Raw genomic sequence first — 23,724 nt, 5'->3', positions numbered from 1 at the left:
AAAAAAACTTTTTTGATAAAAACGCCCTATCTGCCCCTTTGATAACAAATGTTGTCAATTATCACAGGAATTTCTTGTTTTTATGGGTTTAACATTTGCTAATTACATAGAATGGGATTAAGATATAAAATGGAATTTTCATTTACATTTTCATTTCAGAAATTTTAGGAGGTTTTTATGGATTATTCACTGACTACTCGGTTAGCAGCTGAGTTCTTGGGGACTGCTTTATTAGTAATGCTTGGAAACGGTGCAGTTGCCAATGTAGATTTGAGAGGTACGAAAGGTTACGGAAGTGACTGGATGTTGATTGCAGTAGGTTACGGGTGTGGGGTTATGATTCCTGCGATGATTTTCGGCGGGATCAGCGGTAATCACATCAACCCAGCGTTTACGATTGGTTTAGCTGTTAGCGGCATGTTCCCTTGGGCCGAAGTTCTTCCTTACATCGTCGTTCAAATTCTTGGCGCAATGGTCGGACAACTAGTCGTAGTAGCCAGCTACAAACCTTATTACGATCAAACAGAAGATAAACTACATGTGCTAGGAACCTTCTCAACGATCAATAGTGTCGGATCAAAATTCAATGGTTTCGTAAACGAGTTCTTCGGGTCATTCATTTTATTCTTCGGTGCGCTTGGAATTACCAAAGCGCCTTTCTTCCAGAATAATCTGGGAACCGCTCACTTGGCATTAGGTTTCTTAGTATGGACATTGGTTGCCTCTTTTGGCGGACCAACTGGACCTGGTTTGAACCCTGCTCGTGATTTAGGGCCACGTATCATGCACGCCATCTTACCATTGAAACACAAAGGCGATTCACAATGGGGCTACTCTTGGGTACCCGTTTTAGCACCGATCGTTGCGTCCATCGCAGCCATCGCTTTATATAAAGGCTTATTCATGTAATAAAAAAAATGTCGCAGATTTTGCGGCATTTTTTTTATTTTAATCATCAGTCCTCGCGTATTTCAACAAAGGCACCTTTGATTTTTCGTTTTTCTTTCATTGCTAGATCGTTTTCCAGTTCAAATGTCACAGGTGCCGGATCAGCGATCACAACGAAGACCTCTTGATCATTCTTCCCTTTTTTGATCTCGATGTTTTCTTGCTGATCTTCTCTTAGAAAAGCTTGAGCAACTTGCTGCATCGTGTTCCCATCGTCAATAACATCCGCGGGTTGGATAGGCGGGACAATCTCATGTTCATGCATTGGAATGACCTCCTCTTATGACGTTTATTCTACGCGCATTGCGGAAGCATCGCAAATAGAGGTCTGATCCAGACCCCTATCCGTTGTTTCTATTAAATTAGTTCCTTTACAAACGCCACCGGAAACATCGTTTTTTCAGCCGTTTCTTCGATTGACAGCCCTTGCGCCAAATTTATACAAAAAAACTACAGCCTCGATTCCAGGCTGTAGTTCTCATCATTAGTCATTCAGGTAGGTCATGGCATTATCGATTAACTGTTGAACCGTTTCTTTTGGCATCACCGACAGAATATCCGTGATTTGCGGCGCGGATTTGCTATCGGTGAAGATAACGTTCAATGGCATATATAAGTTCCGGCCTTTTTGTTGGGTTTCTTTTTGAATAGTCGCTACGATCGCTGAATAATCGATTGCACCCGATTCTTTTTCTAGCTCTGTCGACAGAACGGTCAGTATTTGCTTGATGCCTTCCTTGTCAAAATCCGCCAAATCGGCATACGTAAAGGTCACTTGCTCCACCGTTTTGATAAACAGAATTTTCTCCATGAAGGTCATCAAGGTTTTCGCTTCTGTATGATAGATGTCGACTATTTTTTTAATAAAGTCGAGATCCTTTTCGATACCGAGTGCCTTTAATTGTTCTGCAACTTCTGTTTCAGCATCCTCGACTAACGAGACGATTCGTTCCGTTAATTCATCGACAGAGAGCTTTTTGATGTATTCGCCATTTGTCCAATCGAGTTTCTTTTGATCAAAGTAAGCTGGCGAAGCGGACATCCGATTGACATCATAGGCTTCGATCAATTCCTCACGGGTAAACAATTCTTTTTCTCCCACTGGCGACCAGCCTAGAAAAGCGATAAAGTTTAGCACTGCTTCACTCAAATACCCGTATTTCCGATACTGACTGATAAATTGCAGTGTGTCCTTGTCTCGCTTACTCAATTTTTTCTTCGTGTCCAAACTGTAGATCAACGTGATATGACCGAAAACAGGAGGTTCCAGCCCGAGTGCTTCGTATACCGCTAATTGTTTAGGTGTGTTTGCGATGTGGTCGTCGCCGCGCAGCACATGGCTGATTTTCATTAAGTAGTCGTCGATCACTACCGCGAAATTATAGGTCGCCATGCCATTGCTCTTTTCGATAATGAAATCCCCGCCTATATTGTCTGAATTAAATGCGACTGGGCCTTTGATCATGTCCTTCCACTCGTAAATGTGATCGCTTGGCAAATGAAGACGGATCGTGTAGCTGCGTCCTTCTGCTTCCGCTTGTTGGATTTGTTCTTTTGTTGCACCATACCAGCGGCCATCATAATGCGGCGCGATTTTAGCGGCCACTTGCTGATCATGCAATTCTTTCAATTCCTCTTCAGTCGCGTAATCCTTATAGGCCAGACCTGCATCTAGCAATTGTTGAACATATTTGCGGTATATATCGACTCGTTCCGTTTGATGATACGGAGCGAATTCAGTATTGGGCTTGTCAGGACCTTCATCCCAATCGATGCCCAACCAATGAAGGTTTTCCATCTGACTGTCTTCTCCGTGTTCCACATTTCGCTTCAAGTCAGTATCTTCGATGCGTAAGACCCAGGTTCCGTTATAATGCTTGGCAAACAGGTAGTTGAATAACGCAGACTGCGCATTTCCTAAATGCAGGAAACCTGTCGGACTTGGTGCGTATCGAACGCGTACATCGCCGGTAACTTCTACTTTTTCTTTTTTCAATGACATTCCCTCCAGTTTAAAAGTCCAAGTAACTACTCGTTCATCCAAGGACTTTAATAACAGATGCTATTATAAGTGAAGATATCTGAGGAATCAAATGATTGCGACCTGCCCTGTAACAGCCCTGCACAGATCGCTGATAAAAAAACTGAGCATTACAAAAACCCCTCTCAGAATAAATTCTAAGAGGGGTTTTCCCAGTACCAATAAATTGATAGAAAGGTTCTTCGTCCACTAAGCTTCTTTCCGACACGCCTGAAATCCGACAGGTGACGTGTGTCATGTGCCTCTGGTATCGAAGGATCAAAATTTCAGATCCGCTCGACTCGTCGCATGAGACACACTATAGCACACTCGCTTAGCCTTTGACAATCATTTTTCGTCGTTCTTATAAATTGATTCTGTGATCGCCACTGTTTTCAACGTCAATGCCTTGGTGACGATCGGACTTTCCAACCGTCCTTGTCGCAGACATTCATTGACATGATTCACTTCAAAGACAAATTCACTCGCTTGTTCACTATGAAGTGTTTCTGTCAGTCCCGTGCCATACTGGATCTCAGCCGTGTCCGTCTTCCAAAAATCAGGGATAATGATTCTCCCTTTTTCTCCGTAAATAATCATTCGTTTCGGCAAGTCCAGATCAACCGTTAAAAAGATCGTCCCGATGACCCCATTTGGAAAACGCAGCGTAACTTGCGCCTGCGCATCGGATTGCCCTTCAGGAAATGTCAGCGTGCCCTTATAGTCCTCAGGTCCCGACAGCAACAGATGCTGCATATATTCTAATGGATAGGTCCCCGCACCGCGAAATACCCCGCCGCCCGCGCTTAAATCACGGAACCACGAGATGTGGTCGATGTTCGGGTACGCTGTGACAGAATCCAGCCACCGGACCGCGCCGATTTTGTCCTCTTCGATCGCCTGTTGGACTTGATCCGTGATCGGCAGGAACAACGCTTTTTGTGCTTCCATCAAAAACAGCCCGCGCTCTTCCGCCAATGCAAACAATTCCTCTGCTTGCGCCAATGTCATCGTAAAAGGTTTTTCCAGCAGCACATGTTTATTGTTTAGCAACGCCAGCTTTGCCGCTTCATAATGCCCTTTGTTATAGACCGCCACGTAAACGATATCGACCTCTGAACTTTGACACAATTCTTCATAGCTCCCAAACGCATGTGGTATCGCCAATTCTTGTGCCATCTTTTGCGCCTTTTCAATGCCTCGTGAAGCGATCGCAGTGACGATGCCGTCTTCGCTTTCCTTTACGCCTGCCACAAACCGAGGAACTACTTGAGCGGTACTCAAAATACCATAACGAATCATTTTCTCTTCCTCCTATCAAAATGAAAAAACTGATTTAAACAAACCAGTTCTTCTCTTGTTCCTATTCTAAAATTTTGCAAAGGTTTTGTCTAAAACAAAGAGACAAACATAGCCATAAGAAGCCACTGACCATAATTTAAAGAGCAAGACGATCCGCAAATAGTCTCTAAAGGACAATTCTGTCATCCCTGCAACTAGACAAATCAAATCATCGGGCAGAAATGGAAAGATAAAACAAACGATCAGCAACCGTTTGATATCCTGTGTGTGATCCTGCAATGTTGCTTCAAATTTAGCGTAATTTTTTTCAGACAACACCAACCGAGCAAACTTCGGGCCGAAACGACGAGCGAGTAAAAACAGCCCCACTTCTCCGATAACCAGCCCAATGTAACTGTAAAAGATCCCAGGGATATTCCCGAACATCAGCATTCCGACGATCGTCGCGACCCCTCCTGGAATGAAGGGAATGATCGGCTGGATTGCCTGCACAACAATAAATGCTGTGATCGCAAAACTCCCAAAGTTTTTAATAAACTGCTGCAAATCAGCGATCGAGCTGAACATGCCGGAGCGTCTGATATAAATCAAAAGAATAATAAACGCTGCTAACCCGACAACAGGCAAAAATTGAATCACTTTCTGCTGCCAAGGCGCGCGGGGACGTGAATGTTGAGTCATCCTTCCCCTCCTTCTTATCATTTTCTGATCACTATTGGTAAAATTCTCCGATTTGGTCCACGTACGGGAGCGATTCCTTTAATGGATAAACGACAAAATCATGCATCATGCCCTCCACGACTTCCAGCCGCATCGTTGTGCCTTCACTACGCTTGATTCGATCTTGCAAACGCAAAACATCTGGATACAGAATCTCATCCGTACCGGCGACGACGAGCAATTCGCCTAAGTCATCAAAATTCCCAAAAATCGGTGATACCATTGGATCAGTCAGCGGCAATTCGCCCGCATAATTCTCACCGGCTTCTGCCAATAAATCTTTTTCCAGCAACACATCTTTTTCCTGCAATTCATCTGAGCGAGGATCACTAAGTGACGCATCCAGCCACGGAGAAGCCAAGGCCATTTTTTTCGGCCGCTTCGGCAAATCGATATTGTGCAAATGCTGCGCCAAACTCATCGCCAATCCGCCCCCGGCAGAATCACCAAATAGGAAGAAAGAATCGTCTGGGTATAAATACGTTAATTTTTTAAAGGCCTTTTCCGTCAGCGGAACCGTTTTTTCTGCGGTGTTTTCAGGCGCCAACGGGTAATCAAAATAACTTACTTTTAAATTATAGCGTTTCACAAAACGCTCTTGGATCTCTTTATGGAAAGGTGAGGCTTCCAACGCATACCCGCCTCCATGCAGATAAAAGACGTGCCGCTTTGTCGGGTGGCTAGGAAACAACGTGATCAATTGATGCCCATCGATCGTCGAGTCTTTTTGCGGAATATCCGTTTGGGACAATTGACGACTGATCAAGCCGCGCCGCTTCGGTGGCGCCACCATATTGATCCCTACTAACTTTTTCATGTTGATCACTTTAAACACATTTTTTACGAATTTCGCTGAGTAGCGCATCGCCGGTCTCCTCCTTTTCGTGCTACAATAGACGGGTAGACCGTCATTGTTTGTTTCTTTAGCATAACGGAATCTGGAGGAGGTGTCCACAATCACAAAGCCGAATCGCGAATACCTTTATGATAATATTCGCGGCATATTGATTTTACTCGTGGTCTTGGGACACGCGTTAGAATATTTTCGTTTAGATAACAAGGTTGGTGAATTTATTTACGTCTTCATCTACCTGTTCCATATGCCTGTTTTTATCTTTATTTCTGGTTATTTCTCTAAAAATTTAGCCAAAGGGCGTTCGACAGCCGTCGAGACATTTCTCGTCCCTTATCTTCTGTTGAATATGGTCCTGTCATTGATCATGCTGGCCCTTGGTAAAATCAACGAATTCATGATCTTGAGCCCCGGTTGGACTCTATGGTACTTATATTGTATGTTCATCTGGCGCCTATTGCTACCAGACCTCGTAAAAGTTCGACGAATCTTAATTTTAAGTTTTATTGTTGGTATTTTCTCTGGCTTTTTAAGTGAATTCGGCACGTATATGGCGATGGCACGAACCCTTGGCTTTCTGCCTTACTTCTTGGCAGGTTATTTCATGGATCGCTCCTTATTGGAAAGGGCACACCGTATCCGTTGGCGTAAGTATATCAGCATCGGCATCATTTTAGCTGGACTAGGGATCGCCTTCTTCTGGGTACAGACTGATCTGCCCCCTGAAATATTATGGCGCGACCGCTCCTTCTTACTATTTAAGCTGCCGCTTTACCAAAATATTTTGAATAACGTGCTGCTCTACTTAGTCGGCTTTGCGTTTGTGTTCGTCTTTTTGAGCCTTGCCGCACCACGGCCCCATTTCTTCACATCGTGGGGACAAAAAACATTAACGATTTATTTACTGCATGTCTATCTGGTGGCCCCCCTTGTGGAATTCACACAATACGTGAAAGACCCGCTGCTGCACCTGATCTTATTAGTCGCCGGGACACTCTTGATCCTCTATGTCCTCTCTCGACCAAAAGTAACGACGACACTGCAACAAACAATCGCACGTATTTTGCATTTTATCATGCCCAATAAACCAGATAAAAACGGCGACTCGTCCTGAGTCGCCGTTTTTCTATTCCCATTCTATTCAAAGCTGCTTTCTGTTAAGCAAGCGGTATAGATTTCTTTTACCGCGGCTTCATCTAATGGAACGAACGCATCGGTTTTGATCATACTGTGGGCCACCGCTTGTTTCGCCATCTCGTCGAATTTTTCATCATCGATCCCCACTTCCGGCAGCGTCATTGGAATACCGCAAGCCTTGAAGTAATCGTATAATTTTTGGATACCGATTCGTGCAGCCAGCATCGGTACTTTTTCTTCCACGTTCCAAACATTCCACGCAAAGTTCGCAAACGTATCTACCGTTTCATCGTTCAGCGCGTATTCCATCCAGCGCGGTGTCAAGATCGCAAGGCCCACACCATGAGTAATGTCATAGAACGCACTCAATTCATGTTCCATCGGATGACACGACCACGCACCCGGTTTGCCGTTTCCAGTCAAGCCGTTCAACGCTAAGGTACTTGCCCACATCAAGTTCGCACGGGCATCATAATCCTCGGGATACTTCAAGGCGATCGGACAGTTTTTGATCACAGAACGCATCAAGCCTTCGGACACAGAATCCTGCACATCGGTTCCTTCTGTCCGCTTGAAATAATTTTCGATCAAGTGGCTCATGATATCCGCAGAGCCTGCCGCTGTTTGATACGTGTTTACACTAAAGGTATTTTGCGGGTCTAAGAAAGAGACCTTCGGCAGCATCGCTTTGCTTCCCGTCCCTAATTTTTGATGGGTCTCCAGATTAGAGATCACCGCACCGCTGTTCATTTCACTACCTGTTGCAGCAAGCGTCAAGATCGTCACTAACGGCAAGGCACCACCTTGATATTTCCGGCGTTGTAAGACAAGATCCCAAGCATCTCCGTCAAATTTTGTCGCCGCTGCGACGACCTTCGCACAATCGATCGTGGAGCCCCCGCCAACTGCCAAGATGACATCGACAGTTTCCTTACGACAGATCTCTGCCCCACGACGAACGGTTTCGATCCGCGGATTCGGTTCGACACCTGAAAGCTCAAAGACTTCGTTGCCGTTTGCCTTTAATTGGTCCATCACCTTATCGTACAACCCGATTTTTTTGATACTGCCGCCGCCATAAACGAGCAGCACGCGCTTGCCATAGTTGTTCAGCACCTCTGGCAATTCTGCCAGACGATCTTTCCCAAAACGAATATCTGTTGTAACGTGAAAATCAAAATTTTCCATGATCATTCCCCCTGTTCATTTCTATCCAATTAGCATAAACCAAAATTTTTCAGAATGAAACTATCTTCCCTCAATTTTGCCGTTTCGTCTTCGATTTTTATTGATAGGCGTCACCCACTCATTGACGCGTACGCTCTATAAATTTTCCGCGAAAAACGCGGCGATCTGATCCATCGTAGCAATCTGGACAAAATGGCGTTCCTCTGCGCTGATAAAAGTGAGGTTGTCCTGAAGGTTGGCTTCAATAAAATCAGCCGTATGCTCATAGGGAACTTTTTCGTCCTCCGTGCCATGCCAAAAGAATACCGGGCGACCCGCGACCTTATCCGGCGCTAAAGACAGATCATACCCTTCCAGCCAAGAGGTTAGCTGACGATAATCCTTGGGTAAATAGAACCCGAGCTCACCCGCGTGCCTAGCGATTCGTTCACGATACTTGATCGGTGCAGGAGAACCCATCACGCAAGCCGCCACGTTGATTTCAGGATGCTGCGTCAAGAGCATACACGTGGTGATCCCACCCATCGAGATCCCGCCGACACCGATTTTTCCCATCACCAGTCCAAGATTTTCAAAGTAATCAACGAGATACCCAAATTCATATAAGTTCGTTTGGATACTGTCCCAAAAAGTGAGAGAAGGAATCTCCGAATTTTTTGTCTTCCGTTCTCCATGGTTCGCCGCATCCGGCAGCAATACGCGAAACTGCTGCGCGGCCAATTTGCGGCCTTGTGTCAGCACCAGTTCCTTAGCCGTTTGCCACCCGTGGTAATAAATGATCAGCGGCAACGGTTCATAAATTTTATCTTCCGCGACGACCTCAAGCAAGGGGATGTTTCCTACCGTCCGCTTACGTACAACAACTTTCATTTTTGACCTCCAGTAGTTAACTATTTGTTTCTATTATACCCAACAATCCATGATTTTTTCCGACATACACGCTTCATTCCCTTTCTATCACGAAAACTCCGCAAATCAGGAGAGAAAAAAAGCCGTCCCTCGCAATTGAAGGACGGCACTTACTTGTTTATTTTGCGATCAGTGTTTCCAGACCTACATACATCATGTCTTTAAATGTATTTTGGCGTTCTTCAGACGTGGTTTCCTCGCCTGTCACCATGTGGTCGCTGACGGTCATGATCCCTAATGTTTGTACATGGAATTTCGCGCCTAAGTAATACAAGATCGCTGCTTCCATTTCGACACCCATCACGCCGTATTCTGCTAAGTTGAACGTTGGCGCCAAGTCATCTTTGTAGAAGGTGTCTTCTGACAATACGTTACCAACATGCGTCGTAAAGCCTTTTTCCTTCGCCACTTCGTAAGCCTTCATCATCAAATCAAAATCGCAAATCGGCGCAAAATGGAAGCCTGGGAAATGCTTTTCTACCATTGAAGAGCTAGTGACAGCCCCTTGCGCAATGATCAAGTCACGCACATGAACATCTTTAGATAATGCGCCGCAAGTTCCTACACGAATCAATTTTTTCACCCCGTACGATTGGATCAATTCTTGTGCGTAGATTCCGGCAGAGGGCATCCCCATTCCCGTACCTTGAACAGAGACACGTTCCCCTTTATAGGTTCCTGTGTAGCCTAACATGCCTCGCACGTTGTTATAGCATTTTGCATCTTCCAAAAAATTCTCCGCAATAAATTTTGCCCGCAACGGATCTCCCGGCAGTAAAATTTTGTCTGCGATCTCACCTTGTTTCGCCTCGATATGAACGCTCATTGTATTCCTCCCATTTCATTTTAGTGGTTATTTTAATCCCTTTTCTACAAAACTGCTAACGTTTCTTTGATCAGTTTCTTAAAGTCTTCTTTCACCCGTTCCGTGGTTTCCACAACTTCTGCGTGGTTCAAGTTGGCTTGCATGCCGGCAGCCAAGTTCGTGATACATGAAACGCCTAAGACCTTCATGCCGCTATGAGCTGCTACGATGACTTCCGGTACCGTCGACATGCCCACTGCATCTGCGCCGATCGTGCGAGCCATCCGAATTTCCGCAGGTGTTTCATACGTTGGACCTGTCATCCCAAGATAGACGCCTTCTTGTAGATCAATTGCTAATTTACCAGCAACTTCACGGGCTTTTTCTTGGTATTCTTTCGTGTAGGCCGCACTCATATCTGGGAAGCGTGGTCCCATGTTGTCATCGTTTGGTCCGATCAACGGATTGGTTCCCATGAAGTTGATGTGGTCTGTGATCAGCATCAAGTTGCCAGGTTGGAAGCCTTCGTTCACTCCGCCGGCTGCGTTTGTCACAACGACTGAGTGAATCCCCAAAGCCGCCATCACACGTACCGGATACGTAACAGTCTCCATCGTATTTCCTTCATAATAATGGAAGCGACCTTGCATCGCCAACACCTGTTTACCAGCCAATTTTCCGTAGACCAATTGTCCAGCATGACCAACAACGGTTGACACAGGGAAATGCGGGATCTCATTGTAAGGAATCACTACAGGGTTTTCGATTTCTTCTGCTAATTCTCCAAGTCCTGATCCTAAGATCAAGCCAAAAGCCACATCGGCCACTCCTTTGTCCTGGATATAATTCGCAGTCTGTTGAATTTTGTCTTGTAAGTCTGTCATAAAAGGCTCCTTTATAGATAATTTTTTATTTCAATAATTTTAAGAAACTTTCGCCATTTTCAGTTGCCGGCACATCAAAGTTTTCCGCGATCGTCGCAGCAATGTCTGAATAATAGCCCTGCGGCAATTTCCCTTGTTCCGCCATTTGCTTGCTATAAACCAAGAACGGTACATATTCACGCGTATGATCGGTTCCTTTAAAGGTTGGATCATTTCCGTGATCGGCAGTGATCATCAATAAGTCATCCTCTTGCATCGCCTCTAAAATTTCTGGAATCCGTAAATCAAACTCTTCGATGGCATGGGCATAGCCCACCACATCCCGACGATGACCGAACAAGGCATCGAAATCAACTAGGTTCGTGAAGCTCAAGCCAGTGAAATCATTCTTCATTACGTCTAACAATTTGTCGACGCCGTCCATGTTGCTCTTAGTACGAACCGCATCAGTGATTCCTTGCCCGTTAAAGATATCGTTGATCTTACCAACTGCGATGACGTCTTTGCCGTTGTCCTTCAATGAATCCAACACTGTTTTGCCAAATGGATCAAGGGCATAGTCATGGCGATTGCTAGTACGAGTGAAGTTGCCTGGTTCGCCTAGATAAGGACGCGCAATAATACGGCCGATCATGTAAGGATCATCTTTGGTAATATCACGAACATACTGACAAATTTTGTACAATTCTTCCAATGGGATGATTTCTTCGTGTGCCGCGATCTGCAATACCGGGTCCGCAGACGTGTAGATAATCAAATCACCCGTCTTCATTTGTTCTTCCCCGAAGTCATTGATTACTTCTGTCCCGCTATACGGCTTGTTGGCACCCATGATAATACCGCGACCAGAAAATTCAGAGATTTTATCCAGCAATTCTTGCGGGAAGCCTTCTGGAAAGACACGGAAAGGTGTTTGGATGTTCAAACCAGCAATTTCCCAATGCCCCGTCATGGTGTCTTTTCCTACTGAAACTTCTTCAAATTTGGTTGCATAGCCATCATGCTCTGGAACATCTTTGACACCTTTTAATGGACGGATCGTCCCAAGTCCAAGCTGTTCCAAATGTGGAATATTCAATCCCGCTTCTTCAGCAATGTGACCTAATGTATCTGAACCAACGTCTCCAAATTTTTCAGCATCTGGTGCTTCTCCGATACCGACTGAATCCATTACGACTAAGTGAATGCGCTTAAACATTTCTATTCCCTCTTTCTATTGATTTATAGCTAAATAAGTAAGACAAATCTTACTCATAAATTTAACCAAAGTACTTTATTGTTAAAAATTACGGCTCAGTCCCAGTATATTGGGTTCCTGGAATTCCGTAAACTGAAAGCCATTGTCGGAAAAAAATCCGTTTACCCAAGATTCCGCGAACGTACTAAAGTTTAGATTAGGACTGGCAGCTAGCTCATTTTTAGTGAATTCATTTTTCGAAAACCGCAAAAAATGATTTTATCTTCGTACGCATACGATTCCGCTACCCTAGTACATCTGAACATTTGATTCGCAGCTAATTCGTATTAAAGGATTAACTTTTTCCAAAACTGAAAAAGTTAGTTTTATTCTCACCGCGCATACGATTCCACTAATCACGCTGAAGCGTGAAGTGGAACTCGCACAAAAGGGCGTGCTAAGAACATTGTCCCATAGCCCCACCCTTTGAAAACGAAAGAATTATTTTGATTTGATGTAATTGACGCCATCGGCTTTTGGTGCGGCTGATTTTCCTAAGAAGATAACCAGTACGATGATGGTCAATACGTATGGTGCTGATTGTAGATACACATCCGGGATTTGTGAGATGATCGGTAAGTTTGATCCGGCGATACTTAGGTTTTGCGCAAATCCGAAGAAGATCGCAGCTCCCATCGCACCAAGCGGGTTCCATTTACCAAAGATCATCGCTGCCAATGAGATAAATCCTTGTCCAGCGATCGTTGTTGCTGCGAAACGTCCAGCGATTGATTGTGCGAAAACAGCACCGCCCATACCGCCTAAGAATCCAGAAAGTAAAACACCTGAATAACGTAACGCGTAAACATTGATCCCCAATGTATCTGCTGCTTGCGGGTTTTCCCCAACAGAGCGCAGACGCAGACCAAAACGTGTTTTAAAGATGACAAACCAAGAGATCACAGCGACTAAAATCGCAAAGTACGCTGGTAAACTAGTATTTCTGAAGAACAAATCTCCGATGATCGGGATTTTGCTTAATACTGGAAAGTCAAAGTAACCAAATTGCTGTTGGATCGTATCTGTTTGACCTTTTCCATAAATAACTTTGATCAAGAAGATCGCCAATGGAGGAGCCAGTAAATTCATTACGGTTCCGCTGATGATATGATCCGCCCGGAAATTGACTGTCGCCACTGCATGCAGCAGTGAGAAGGCCATCCCAGCCAGTCCACCGACCAGCACACCCAACCAAGGTGTCATCCCGCCAAATTGATCCGCAAAAGCTAAGTTAAAGACAACTGAACTAAAGGCACCAGCTACCATGATTCCTTCCAAACCAACGTTTACGATCCCGCTTCGTTCAGAAAAGACCCCGCCAAGTGCGGTCAAGATCAATGGCGCAGAATACACAAGTGTCTGAGCAATAATCGATGCTAATAAATCCATATTCATTAGACTTTGCCCCCTTTTTCAGATTCGTCATTCGGAGCACTTTCCACTTCTTTGACCGTTTCAACTTCTTTCTTGCCGCCCATTACTTTCGCAAGTCCGACACGTACGATGTAGTTGATTGCGACGAAGAAGATGATCAATGGAATCACACTGTTGGCTAATTCGCTAGGAATACCTGAGAACTGCATTCCTTGTCCTCCAAGTTTTAAGATACTGAACAATAACGCGGATAATAAAATCCCGATCGAGCTGCCATTTCCTAACAGTGAGACGGCCATCCCGTCAAACCCGATACTGATCGAAGAACCTTGAACAAAGTAATTCATGAAGGTTCCTAATCCATAAACGACCCCACCAAGCCCTGCTAAGGCACCTGAGATGATCATCGAGATCACGATCGTCCGTTTGCTGCTCATTCCTGCATATTCAGAGGCAAAAGGATTCAACCCAACGGAACGAATCTCAAACCCTAATGTCGTGCGTTTCATTAAGAACCATACGACTACTAGGAATACTAACGCTAAGACGATCCCAAGATTGACCCGTGAGCCGCCAAACAAATTGGTCAGCCAAGGTTCTCTTAAAGAGGCATTCAAGCCAACTGCTTTAGTGACCCCTTTGTTTGAGATGATATCTGGTGACATCACGTGGTTGACGATATGATTGGCTACATAAAGAATCACGTAGTTCATCATGATCGTAACGATAACTTCACTGGTTCCAAAGAATGCCCGCAGCACCCCAGGGATCGCAGCGGCACCAGCACCTGCTAATGCACCAACAATAATTGCAATAGGTAAAACGATAAACTTCGGTGAATCCGGCATGCTAAGCGCCACCCAGATACTTGCTACCCAACCGCAAAGCGCTTGACCAGAAAGCCCGATATTGAAGAAACCCGCTGAGTTGGCTACAGAGAAGCCTAACGCCGTAAAGATCAACGGTCCGGCACCCACTAAAATTTCTCCAAAGGACATTTTACTTTGGAATGCCGAGCTGAACATGGCATTGTATCCTTCGATCGGATTGAATCCGAACACTAACATCAAAATAGCACCAAGAACAAATCCTAGAATAACTGAGATAATCGGTACTAATATATTTCTAATTTTTTCTGAACGATCATTCATTTGTCTCACCAGCCTTTGCTAATTCTGCTCGCGCTTCTTCCAAACTATAGCCGGCCATCAATAGCCCCAGCTCATTTTCAGAAGTTTCTTTCGGATCAACGATCCCAACGATCTCGCCAGCGTGAATAACCGCGATACGGTCAGAGACATTCAAAATTTCATCTAATTCAAAACTTACCAGCAGCACACCTTTTTGTTTGTCGCGCTGCTCTACTAAACGCCTATGGATATATTCGATCGCACCTACGTCAAGTCCGCGAGTCGGCTGTGATACGATCAGCAGATCTGGATCACGATCGACTTCACGAGCGATGATCGCTTTTTGCTGGTTCCCACCTGAAAGTGATGCAGCAGGCGCTTTTTCACCCGTCGTCCGTACATCGTATTCTTCAATCAATCGTTTGGCATAACGATCGATCTCCCCATAATTCAAAATTCCGTTTTTACTAAACGGCGCATGGTAATACGATTGCAAGGCAATATTTTCTGAGAGCGGCAAAGGTAAGATCAGTCCATATTTATGACGGTCTTCCGGTACATGCCCGACGCCTGTTTCCGTAATATGACGAGGCGCTTTGCCTGTCACATCTTTTCCGCAGATCGTCACAGTCCCGCTTTCGACTTTGCGCAACCCCGTTAACGCTTGGATCAATTCTGTTTGTCCGTTGCCATCGATTCCGGCGATCCCTACAACTTCCCCGCGATGAACATCCAGGGACAAGCTCTTAACAGCTTCCAGTCCGCGGCTTTCCTTCACGACTAGGTCTTTGACCGTTAGAACGACTTCACCTGGCACAGCAGGTACTTTATCTGTTTTAAATGAAACAGAACGTCCTACCATCATATCTGCCAACTGCTGAGAACTCACATCTTTCACGTCAACGGTCCCGATGTACTGTCCGCGACGGATAACTGAACAACGATCCGCTACCTTTTTAATTTCATCTAGTTTGTGCGTGATCAAAATGATGGATTTGCCTTCTTTGATCAGCCCTTCCATAATTGCAATCAATTCATCGATTTCTTGCGGTGTCAATACAGCGGTCGGTTCATCGAAAATCAGAACATTCGCGCCTCGATACAAGGTTTTCAAAATTTCTACCCGTTGCTGCATCCCTACTGAGATATCACGGATGTACGCATCTGGATCGACCTTTAAGCCGTACTCTTCAGATAAGCGCACGATCTCAGCTTTTGCTTTCTTTTGGTCCAGCATGCCGTTTTTCTTTGGCTCACTGCCTAAAATAATGTTTTCTGTAACGGTAAAGGCATCAACTAACATGAAATGCTGATGGACCATTCCGATCCCTAATTGATTGGCTCTAGTTGGACTTGAGATATCGACCTTTTGACCATCCATCAAAATCTCACCAGAAGTTGGTTGTAATAACCCTGACAAAACATTCATCAGCGTCGATTTACCGGCACCATTTTCACCTAAAAGAGCATGGATCTCTCCTTTTCGAACCTGTAAATTGATGTTGTCATTTGCTTTAAATGTGCCAAACTGCTTGGTGATATTGCGCATCTCAATGACATTTTGTTCTTCTGTCACTTTCTTTTCACATCCTATCGCTTTCTAAACCTGACAAAACATTGCAACGTTAAAGGGCGTTCTTCCCTTATCCAAATCAAGCACCCGCTGTAACTTGGATAAAAAAAGAAAGGTCCTTTTTTTAAAAGAGGACCATAGCCTCACGTGGATGGAGACTATGGTCACACCTGAATTATTTTTTCTCAGGAGTTTCTGGAACTTTGATGTCGCCGTCAGAAACTTTATCTTTCGCTTCTTTCACAGCTTCTTTTGCTTCGTCTGAAAGGAATCCGTCAGTTAGAGAAACACCGCCGTCTTTCAAACCATAAGTTAAGTGTTCGCCGCCAGGGAATTTGTCTTCTAACGCACGAGTAGAGATATCTTGAACCGCTGCACCTACACCTTTAAGTGTTGAAGTTAAACAGAAGTTGCTGTCTTTACCGTCTTTAGATTTGTATTCGCCCTCTTTTTGTTGGTCGCTATCGACACCGATAACCCAAACTTTGTCTGCTTCGTCCGCTTTTTCGTTACGTGCTTTCGCTTCTGAGAAGACCCCTTGACCAGTACCGCCTGAAGCATGATAAATGATATCTACTCCACCGTTGTACATATTCGCTGCTAGGGCTTTACCTTTGGCTGGATCACCAAATGACGCAGCATATTGAACGTCTACAGAAATTTCTTTGTCTAATTTTTTAGCAGTATCTGCGACACCTTTTTCAAAACCAGCTTGGAAGCGGTCGATTACGGCACCTTCTTCACCACCGACGAAACCTAATTTGTTTGATTTCGTTGTTTCAGCTGCTGCAACACCTGCTAGGTAAGCTGCTTCTTGGTCTTTAAATGTTGCTGAAGCGACATTTTTCTTTCCATCTATAACTGAATCGATGATAACAAAGTTTGTATCTGCATTTTGGTCTGCTGCCGCTGTGATTGGATCAGCTAATAAGTAACCAATCCCGAAGACTGTCTTGAATCCGTTCGTAACAGCTTGTGAAATGTTTTGTTCATATTCAGAAGCATCGTTTGATTGGATGTAGTTGTAGCCGCCATTTCCTCGCTTGATGTCGTGGTCCTTGCCCCAAGCTTTAAGGCCTTCCCAAGCACTTTGGTTAAATGAACGGTCGTCCACCCCACCAATGTCTGTTACGATTGCAACACTGTGTTTTGCATCTTCATTCGCAGATCCTCCACCTGAAGAATCCGTTGAACCGCCGCCTCCGCCGCAAGCTCCTAATGCTAGCAATGCTGCCATTGCCACGGTACCTAGGCCAAATAATTTTGCTTTTTTCATTTCTGTAAAGCCCCCTAAATATGTTTTTTTTCAACAGTCCTGCGACTGAATGAACATGGTTTATAAATCTTTGTCCGTGAAGCTGTATGGCAGTAATCCTTCAACGGTCGTCTCTTTGATCACACCGTTGTCACCGACTAAGGTTACTGGCATCGCTGGGTCGCAAAACTCTGCCATAACTTGACGGCAAGCGCCGCATGGAGAGATTGGTTCTGGTGTGTGACCCGCGATCACTAAATGACTGAATGCTCGTTCGCCTTCTGAAACAGCTTTGAAAAAGGCTGTACGTTCTGCACAATTTGATAAGCCGTAAGAAGCATTTTCAATGTTGAGTCCTTGATACGTTTTGCCTTCCTTCGTCACGAGACACGCGCCTACAGGAAAATGAGAATACGGAACATACGCTTTGTCGAGTGCTTCGACAGCAATGTCGATCCATTCTTCTTTATTCATAGTTTATACCCTCCGATCTTAATACCCCGTACCGGAAAGTCCGTTCATGATCGATACACCTGAGCTGGCACCTAAACGAGTTGCTCCAGCTTCGATCATCGCTTCTGCTTCTTTCGCGTTGTGAATACCGCCAGAAGCTTTGACACCCATTTCAGGTCCTACCGTTTCGCGCATCAAGCGAACATCTTCCACTGTCGCACCGCCTGTTGAAAATCCAGTAGACGTTTTAACAAAATCTGCTCCCGCTGCTTTCGCTAATTCACACGCTGTCACTTTCTCTTCATTCGTCAATAACGATGTTTCAATGATGACTTTGACTAACGCTTTGTCCTTCGCCGCAGCAACGACTGCCTCAATATCCTTTTGAACTTTCTCAACATTACCGGCTTTCAACTCACCGATATTGATGACCATATCGACTTCATCGGCACCATTTGAAATAGCGTTCGCTGCTTCGAATGCTTTTACTTCTGTCGTATTTGCACCTAGAGGGAATCCGATCACTGTACAAACAGCTACGGGCTCACCTTGTAACTCCTTCGCGCCAAGCGCTACCCATGTAGGATTGATGCAGACAGAATAGAAACGATATTTTTTTGCCTCCTCGATGATTTTCATGACATCATCTTTTGTTGCGTCGGCTTTCAAAATTGTATGGTCGATCATTCGATTGATTTCCATTGTTTAATTCCCCGTTTCCATTTATTATAATATATTCTTTATTGTTATAAAAATGTTTTAAATATTTATTCTGTAATTACATCATGAATCAAAATAGGCTCTTCCGGTGTGTCTCCGATAGAAATATTCTGATAAAGTAAATCTTTTACGTGATCGATATCCTCTGAGTTGGAATAAATCGTTAGTAACGAGTCCCCCTCAGCGATTTTGTCTCCGATTTTTTTATGCAGCTTGATTCCTACTGCATGATCGATATCATCTTCTTTTGTTTTGCGCCCTGCACCTAGCAGCATTGCTGCGATGCCGATCTCATTGGCCACGAGTTTGGTTACATAACCGCTCGCTTCAGCCGGTAACTCGATGTCGTATTTCGCCGTTAAGATTTTTTCCGTTTGATCGATCACAGATGGATCGCCACCTTGATCTTTAACCATCTCGCGGAATTTTTCTAAGGCTTTTCCTGAATGTAGTGCTTCTTCTAATAAAGCTCTCGCGTCATCAAGAGTCTCTGCTTTTTTAGCAAGTACGACCATTTGGCTACCTAAGACATAGCACATTTCTGTTAGATCTGCTGGACCGTTGCCTTTTAAGGTATCGATTGCCTCCACGATCTCCAGGCTGTTTCCAATGGCTTCGCCTAACGGTTCAGACATATCTGAAATGACTGCCATCGTTTGTCGGCCCGCAAGTTTGCCGATCCGCACCATCGTTTTCGCCAGGCGCTTCGCATCGTCAATGTCCTTCATAAAGGCACCATCGCCAGTTGTCACATCTAAGACGATCGCATCTGCACCCGCCGCGATCTTTTTACTCATGATCGAGCTTGCGATCAATGGGATCGAATCCACCGTCGCTGTCACATCTCGAAGCGCATAAAGCTTTTTGTCTGCTGGAGCCAGATTGCCTGACTGACCAATTACAGCAACTTTGCTCTTATTTACGATATCAATAAATTCTTGGTCAGATAATTCAATTTTAAAGCCGGGGATCGATTCGAATTTATCTAAGGTTCCGCCGGTAAAACCAAGTCCTCGTCCGGACATTTTCGCTACAGGAACACCGACACTTGCCACAAGTGGTGCTAAAACCAATGTCGTCGTATCACCGACACCGCCAGTCGAATGCTTATCTACTTTGATGCCTTCGATTGAAGACAAATCAATGATGTCACCCGAATTCGCCATTGCCAACGTCAAGTGAGAAATTTCTTCATCCGTCATGTCCTGATAAAAGATCGCCATCAACAATGCACTCATTTGATAATCTGGAATGCTGCCATCCGTGTAACCGTCAATAATAAAATCGATTTCTTCTTTTGATAGGGATTTTCCGTCTCGCTTTTTCTCTATCAAATCTACCATTCTCATAGGTTTTCCTCCAAGCTTCAAAAGATATTATACAATAAAATCGCGAAAGGTAAACCACTTTAGTAAAACAGTTTACTTATCGAAGTAGCGCTTTCTGTCAGCGCTACCATTGTTACTATAACGGGTCTTACTCCCGTTGTCAACTATGACCTACACTTTTCACACTCTCACGAATAATTAATTTAGTTTGGAAGATTTTATTCGGAATTCGCTGAGAAGGGAAATTGATCGCATCGACTAAAAACTTAGCAGCAGAAAAGCCGATTTCCGTACTTGGCTGGAAAACAGTCGTCAGCGGCGGCACCATATACTGACTTACTTCCAAGCCGTCGAATCCAACGACTGAAATATCTTCAGGAATCTTCAATCCCGCTTCGTACACTGCTTGGTAACAGCCGATCGCCATCTCGTCATTTCCGCAAAATATCGCTGTAATCTCTTTGTTCTTTAACACTTCTTTTGCAGCATGATACCCGCCAGAAATAGTCAGCTCCCCTGAACAAATATAGCTCTCCTCAAAAGGAAGCTGATACTCATAAACAACTTGCCGGTACGCTTTGACACGTTCTGTTAATTGGTAGTAGCCTTCACTCTCTTTCAGCATCCCAATATGCCGATGACCTTTATCTACCAACATTCTTAGGACGTCCTGAGCTCCCGCATACTCCTGCACCAGAAGCTGCCCCCAGTCGCGATCGTTTAGTCCCCGGTCGATCAACACGATGGGGTGTTTGCGATAAAAATCGCTTCCCAGTGTATGTTCGTCTTCCAGATGATTGGGTGTAGCCAGTAATATCCCGTCTACTGAACGATGAGATAACTCATTTAGATACCGTTTTTCTTGCTCTTTGTCATGACGTGAATTACATAAAATAATCATATAGCCTAAAGGATTTAGATAACTTTCCACCCCTTCGATCACTTTTGAAAAGAAAAAGTCTGTCACATCCGGCACGATCATTCCAATCGTTTTCGAATGACGATTGATCAAATTGGCCGCAAAAAAATCCGGTTTATATTGATATTCCTCGACGATCGCAAGGACTTTTTTTCGTGTCTGCTCACTGAATCGACTGCCCTTATTATTCAAGATCTGCGACACCGTCGTTACTGAAACGCCTGCTAATTCGGCAATTTCTTTGATGGTGATCTTCATCCTAGTCCTTCTCTCTGTATTTTTTTTAAGTGTAGCAAAGGAAATTTTAGAAAGAAAGCCTTTTTCAAAATTAACGCCAGCCGAAGGAGCCGAGTCTGCCTATCTGGCGTATACCATATTTGCGAGACGACTTACTTGCCGTCTCAAAAAAAGAGCGTAAATTAAGGATAGATCCACTCTCAAGGCAGGTGAGAAAAATGCTTGATGTTTTAGGAGCAATCAAAAATCTACAATGGACGACAGAGCATCACTTTCTGCATATCAAAAACCAGCATGACTTCATTCGTATTTGGGCGATTCAATTTGAGCTTGCCTATACTGATTTTCGCGTCATTCAGCTAGCACTGCAATTAGATGCTCAAACTGAGCTGCTGCAACAGTTTACAAAAGCGTATGATGCCGTTTATCGCTATGAATATGCGTTTGCGAAAGGCGGATTAGAAGGCTTTAACCAAGAGTTTGGCGATCAAATGGGGACTTACGAAGAAGCTCACGATAACTTCTTAACGGTGCTAGCGGCGTTAGCAAAATTACAGCCCCAGCCGACAGAAGAGAATGATTTAGTCTAGGACACGCAGTCGATTTAAAAACTTAGTCAAATCAATCCCTTAAAATCAAATTTATTATTTTGCGAGAAAAAAAAGAAAAAGAAGCGAGACACTATGATCAAAGATTATGTATATGATGATAAAAATCAATTAACGTTAGACATTTACGAGCCTGAAACAATCGAAGCGGCGATTATTCTGATTCATGGAGGCGGCTGGTTCCGTGGAGACAAATCAAAGGAAACGGCGTTGGCGGAACGTTTAGTATCAGATGGGTTTCTCGTTGTCGCACCCAATTATCGTTTAGCGCCAGACCATATCTTTCCGGCTGCAATGGATGATTTACTAGCTGTCTATGACTGGCTAGCTGCCAGCGATTATCCAGTAAAAGGAAAAATCACTGCACTCGGCTCTTCAGCCGGCGGGAACTTATCGATCGAATTGGCATTACAAAGAGGGATTCCAGCGGCTTCTTGGTCTGGCATCATCGATCTTTATGATTGGGTGCAGCAACACCCCGAAGTCGTTGCCGCAATGAACCAAAAGCCTGACTTTGATAAACAAGCCAGCGGAAAAATCGACCAAGACGGTGCCAACGATGCTTTTTATAAATGGTTCGTTTTAAATTACGTGAACCAAGATGAAGCGCTTTTAAAACAAGCAGATCCGTTGTCTCGTGTTTCGGATAAAAGCGGCCCACTCTTCCTCGCTAACTCCCTGCATGAATTAGTGCCCCTGACTGGCGTATATAAATTACAAAGTCAATTGGCTGAAAATGGGGTCCCAAGTGAAGTAAAACTTATCACTGGCACCGTACACGGCGAGGGCTACGCGGATATCGCTTATTCATCAACGATTCAATTTTTGAAAGACAATCTATAAAAAAACGCCGCAGAGACTAATTTCTCTGCGGTCGTTTTTATATTTCTGGATAGTTTTCTAAGACATAATTTTCGGCTTTTTGACTCCATATACCGTCTGTCTCTGCTAAGATTTTCCCTAGATCTGATTGCTCATCGATGTCTGACACTTTTTTCAACTCTGATTGCTTATGGGTGTAAACGAGTTTTTTCCCGCCGCCGATTGCTGGCTGGTTCAGCGTGGTTTCACCCACCGCATCTAAGCCTAAAATATGTGTCACCACATTTGCCACGTGGACTTGCTTGTTTTCGATCAGCTTCACCGCTTTGCGCATATCTTCTGTATTGCCGCCAGAGGTCCCAACAAAGTGTGTAAATGAATAATGAACGTCATAAAAGTTTACATTCGCTGAAAATTCTTTGTCCTGCGGCCCTGCAAAGAAATTCAGACACCCATCAGGATTCAGAATTGCAGCCGCGTCACTAACGACTGGACCGACTGGAACCATGACAAAAATATCATCAAATCCGCCGCCGACCGTTTCCTTCAAAAGACTAACCTGATCGTCAACATCGCCGACATTCACATAAGAAACCTCAATGCCCTTTTGACTCGGATAAAGCTTCGAAGCCCGTGCCAATTTTTCAGGATCGCGATCTGTAATGACCAACTTCTTCGGATTGAGCGGCCCGTGCAATGCGTAATCAATCGCCAACAATCCCATTGGGCCTGTTCCGCCCATGATCAATAGATTGCCGCCTTCTTTGATCCCCATCTTATGTTCATAAGAGCCTTCTTTTAAATGATAATTCGCTTCAAAGGCACCAATCACACACGACAAAGGCTCGATCAGCGATCCTTCAAAATACGTATCTCCTTTGTATGGAATCAAACAATCCTGATTCATCACATCTTCTGAGATCACGATATAGGTGGCATCGCCGCCTGTATAAGGATACGAATAGCCGGGACAATCTGGGCGATCCGGTAATTGAAGATTTGCCTGTAATACATAGCGCTCACCCTTTTTATATTTGTGCGCCCATTTTCCGCCTACTTCCAACAGCTCGCCACAAAACTCATGACCGACAATAATTGGCTCTTCGGCAAGATTATTTGGCGCCTTTTTATGGTCGGCACCCTGGTTCGCTAATTTCCATGTTGACATACAAATACTATCGGTGATGACAGATGCTAAAATTTCATTTTCTTTGATTTCAGGTAATTCAAATTCCTCCAAGCGCAAATCTTTCTTACCGTATAAACGCACTGCTTTTGTTTTCACTGCTATTCCCCCTAAAA

Annotated in this window: 23 protein-coding genes; 4 read left to right on the top strand and 19 right to left on the bottom strand. The window is 44.4% G+C overall.

Going from position 1 to position 23,724, the window contains the following annotated elements; genetic code table 11:
* The first annotated feature begins 177 nt into the window (after positions 1–177).
* Positions 178–909, top strand: coding sequence for an MIP/aquaporin family protein (locus A5868_RS18285; protein WP_010779544.1), 732 nt, complete (start codon positions 178–180; stop codon positions 907–909).
* Positions 910–955: 46 nt separating this feature from the next.
* On the opposite strand, the gene A5868_RS18280 is transcribed toward A5868_RS18285, so the two are convergent.
* The 5 genes from A5868_RS18280 to A5868_RS18260 all read right to left on the bottom strand — a co-directional run bounded on the left by A5868_RS18280 (position 956) and on the right by A5868_RS18260 (position 5,855).
* On the bottom strand, positions 956–1,213 hold the full coding sequence (locus A5868_RS18280) for a hypothetical protein (RefSeq protein WP_086306384.1): 258 nt from the start codon (positions 1,211–1,213) through the stop codon (positions 956–958).
* Between the two features lie 219 nt (positions 1,214–1,432).
* Complete coding sequence (gene gltX, locus A5868_RS18275) at positions 1,433–2,950, bottom strand: glutamate--tRNA ligase (RefSeq protein WP_176281413.1); 1,518 nt, start codon at positions 2,948–2,950, stop codon at positions 1,433–1,435.
* Positions 2,951–3,316: 366 nt separating this feature from the next.
* Entirely contained in the window at positions 3,317–4,270 is a 954-nt protein-coding gene (locus A5868_RS18270) for a Gfo/Idh/MocA family protein (RefSeq protein WP_086306382.1), read from the bottom strand.
* Positions 4,271–4,336: 66 nt separating this feature from the next.
* Positions 4,337–4,951, bottom strand: a complete 615-nt coding sequence (locus tag A5868_RS18265; RefSeq protein ID WP_086306381.1) for a TVP38/TMEM64 family protein — start codon at positions 4,949–4,951, stop codon at positions 4,337–4,339.
* A 31-nt stretch (positions 4,952–4,982) separates the two neighbouring features.
* The gene (locus A5868_RS18260; protein ID WP_086306380.1) at positions 4,983–5,855 is read right to left on the bottom strand and encodes an alpha/beta hydrolase fold domain-containing protein; all 873 of its coding nucleotides are present in this window, start codon (positions 5,853–5,855) and stop codon (positions 4,983–4,985) included.
* 82 nt (positions 5,856–5,937) lie between these two features.
* Here A5868_RS18260 and A5868_RS18255 point away from each other — a divergent pair, with 82 nt between their 5' ends.
* Positions 5,938–6,957 carry an acyltransferase family protein gene (locus A5868_RS18255; RefSeq protein ID WP_010779536.1) on the top strand — a complete coding sequence of 340 codons (1,020 nt, stop codon included), beginning with the start codon at positions 5,938–5,940 and terminating at the stop codon, positions 6,955–6,957.
* A 23-nt stretch (positions 6,958–6,980) separates the two neighbouring features.
* Here A5868_RS18255 and A5868_RS18250 read toward each other — a convergent pair whose 3' ends face one another.
* From A5868_RS18250 to A5868_RS18190, 13 genes are all read right to left on the bottom strand, one after another.
* The gene (locus A5868_RS18250) at positions 6,981–8,168 is read right to left on the bottom strand and encodes an iron-containing alcohol dehydrogenase (RefSeq protein WP_086306379.1); all 1,188 of its coding nucleotides are present in this window, start codon (positions 8,166–8,168) and stop codon (positions 6,981–6,983) included.
* Between the two features lie 135 nt (positions 8,169–8,303).
* Complete coding sequence (locus tag A5868_RS18245; protein WP_086306378.1) at positions 8,304–9,038, bottom strand: alpha/beta fold hydrolase; 735 nt, start codon at positions 9,036–9,038, stop codon at positions 8,304–8,306.
* A 157-nt stretch (positions 9,039–9,195) separates the two neighbouring features.
* Positions 9,196–9,903 carry a purine-nucleoside phosphorylase gene (deoD, locus tag A5868_RS18240; RefSeq protein ID WP_086306377.1) on the bottom strand — a complete coding sequence of 236 codons (708 nt, stop codon included), beginning with the start codon at positions 9,901–9,903 and terminating at the stop codon, positions 9,196–9,198.
* A 44-nt stretch (positions 9,904–9,947) separates the two neighbouring features.
* A complete protein-coding gene (locus tag A5868_RS18235; protein ID WP_010779532.1) occupies positions 9,948–10,766 on the bottom strand; it encodes a purine-nucleoside phosphorylase in 819 nt (272 codons plus the stop codon).
* A gap of 25 nt (positions 10,767–10,791) precedes the next feature.
* Positions 10,792–11,964: a phosphopentomutase gene (gene deoB / locus A5868_RS18230; RefSeq protein ID WP_086306376.1), complete on the bottom strand. Its 1,173-nt coding sequence runs from the start codon at positions 11,962–11,964 to the stop codon at positions 10,792–10,794.
* Between the two features lie 480 nt (positions 11,965–12,444).
* Positions 12,445–13,398: an ABC transporter permease gene (locus A5868_RS18225; RefSeq protein WP_086306375.1), complete on the bottom strand. Its 954-nt coding sequence runs from the start codon at positions 13,396–13,398 to the stop codon at positions 12,445–12,447.
* Positions 13,398–14,528 carry an ABC transporter permease gene (locus A5868_RS18220; protein ID WP_010779529.1) on the bottom strand — a complete coding sequence of 377 codons (1,131 nt, stop codon included), beginning with the start codon at positions 14,526–14,528 and terminating at the stop codon, positions 13,398–13,400. The genes A5868_RS18225 and A5868_RS18220 overlap by 1 nt, the downstream gene beginning before the upstream one ends.
* On the bottom strand, positions 14,521–16,056 hold the full coding sequence (locus A5868_RS18215) for an ABC transporter ATP-binding protein (RefSeq protein WP_390888199.1): 1,536 nt from the start codon (positions 16,054–16,056) through the stop codon (positions 14,521–14,523). Before A5868_RS18215 ends, A5868_RS18220 begins: the two co-directional genes overlap by 8 nt.
* A gap of 199 nt (positions 16,057–16,255) precedes the next feature.
* Positions 16,256–17,356: a BMP family lipoprotein gene (locus A5868_RS18210; protein ID WP_086306373.1), complete on the bottom strand. Its 1,101-nt coding sequence runs from the start codon at positions 17,354–17,356 to the stop codon at positions 16,256–16,258.
* Between the two features lie 60 nt (positions 17,357–17,416).
* A complete protein-coding gene (locus A5868_RS18205) occupies positions 17,417–17,809 on the bottom strand; it encodes a cytidine deaminase (protein ID WP_010779526.1) in 393 nt (130 codons plus the stop codon).
* Between the two features lie 18 nt (positions 17,810–17,827).
* Positions 17,828–18,490 carry a deoxyribose-phosphate aldolase gene (gene deoC, locus A5868_RS18200; protein ID WP_010779525.1) on the bottom strand — a complete coding sequence of 221 codons (663 nt, stop codon included), beginning with the start codon at positions 18,488–18,490 and terminating at the stop codon, positions 17,828–17,830.
* 65 nt (positions 18,491–18,555) lie between these two features.
* A complete protein-coding gene (locus tag A5868_RS18195) occupies positions 18,556–19,857 on the bottom strand; it encodes a pyrimidine-nucleoside phosphorylase (RefSeq protein WP_086306372.1) in 1,302 nt (433 codons plus the stop codon).
* Positions 19,858–19,996: 139 nt separating this feature from the next.
* Positions 19,997–21,058 carry a LacI family DNA-binding transcriptional regulator gene (locus A5868_RS18190; RefSeq protein ID WP_254908417.1) on the bottom strand — a complete coding sequence of 354 codons (1,062 nt, stop codon included), beginning with the start codon at positions 21,056–21,058 and terminating at the stop codon, positions 19,997–19,999.
* Positions 21,059–21,210: 152 nt separating this feature from the next.
* Here A5868_RS18190 and A5868_RS18185 point away from each other — a divergent pair, with 152 nt between their 5' ends.
* Both A5868_RS18185 and A5868_RS18180 read left to right on the top strand, forming a co-directional pair.
* Positions 21,211–21,582: a hypothetical protein gene (locus A5868_RS18185; protein WP_086306371.1), complete on the top strand. Its 372-nt coding sequence runs from the start codon at positions 21,211–21,213 to the stop codon at positions 21,580–21,582.
* A 93-nt stretch (positions 21,583–21,675) separates the two neighbouring features.
* Positions 21,676–22,443 carry an alpha/beta hydrolase gene (locus tag A5868_RS18180; RefSeq protein ID WP_086306370.1) on the top strand — a complete coding sequence of 256 codons (768 nt, stop codon included), beginning with the start codon at positions 21,676–21,678 and terminating at the stop codon, positions 22,441–22,443.
* Between the two features lie 37 nt (positions 22,444–22,480).
* Here A5868_RS18180 and A5868_RS18175 read toward each other — a convergent pair whose 3' ends face one another.
* Positions 22,481–23,707: a zinc-binding dehydrogenase gene (locus tag A5868_RS18175; RefSeq protein WP_086306369.1), complete on the bottom strand. Its 1,227-nt coding sequence runs from the start codon at positions 23,705–23,707 to the stop codon at positions 22,481–22,483.
* Positions 23,708–23,724 lie beyond the last annotated feature (17 nt).

Source organism: Enterococcus sp. 12F9_DIV0723, from assembly GCF_002174375.1.
GTDB classification, from domain to species: domain Bacteria; phylum Bacillota; class Bacilli; order Lactobacillales; family Enterococcaceae; genus Enterococcus_A; species Enterococcus_A gilvus.
This window is presented reverse-complemented; position numbering and strand designations above follow the sequence as displayed.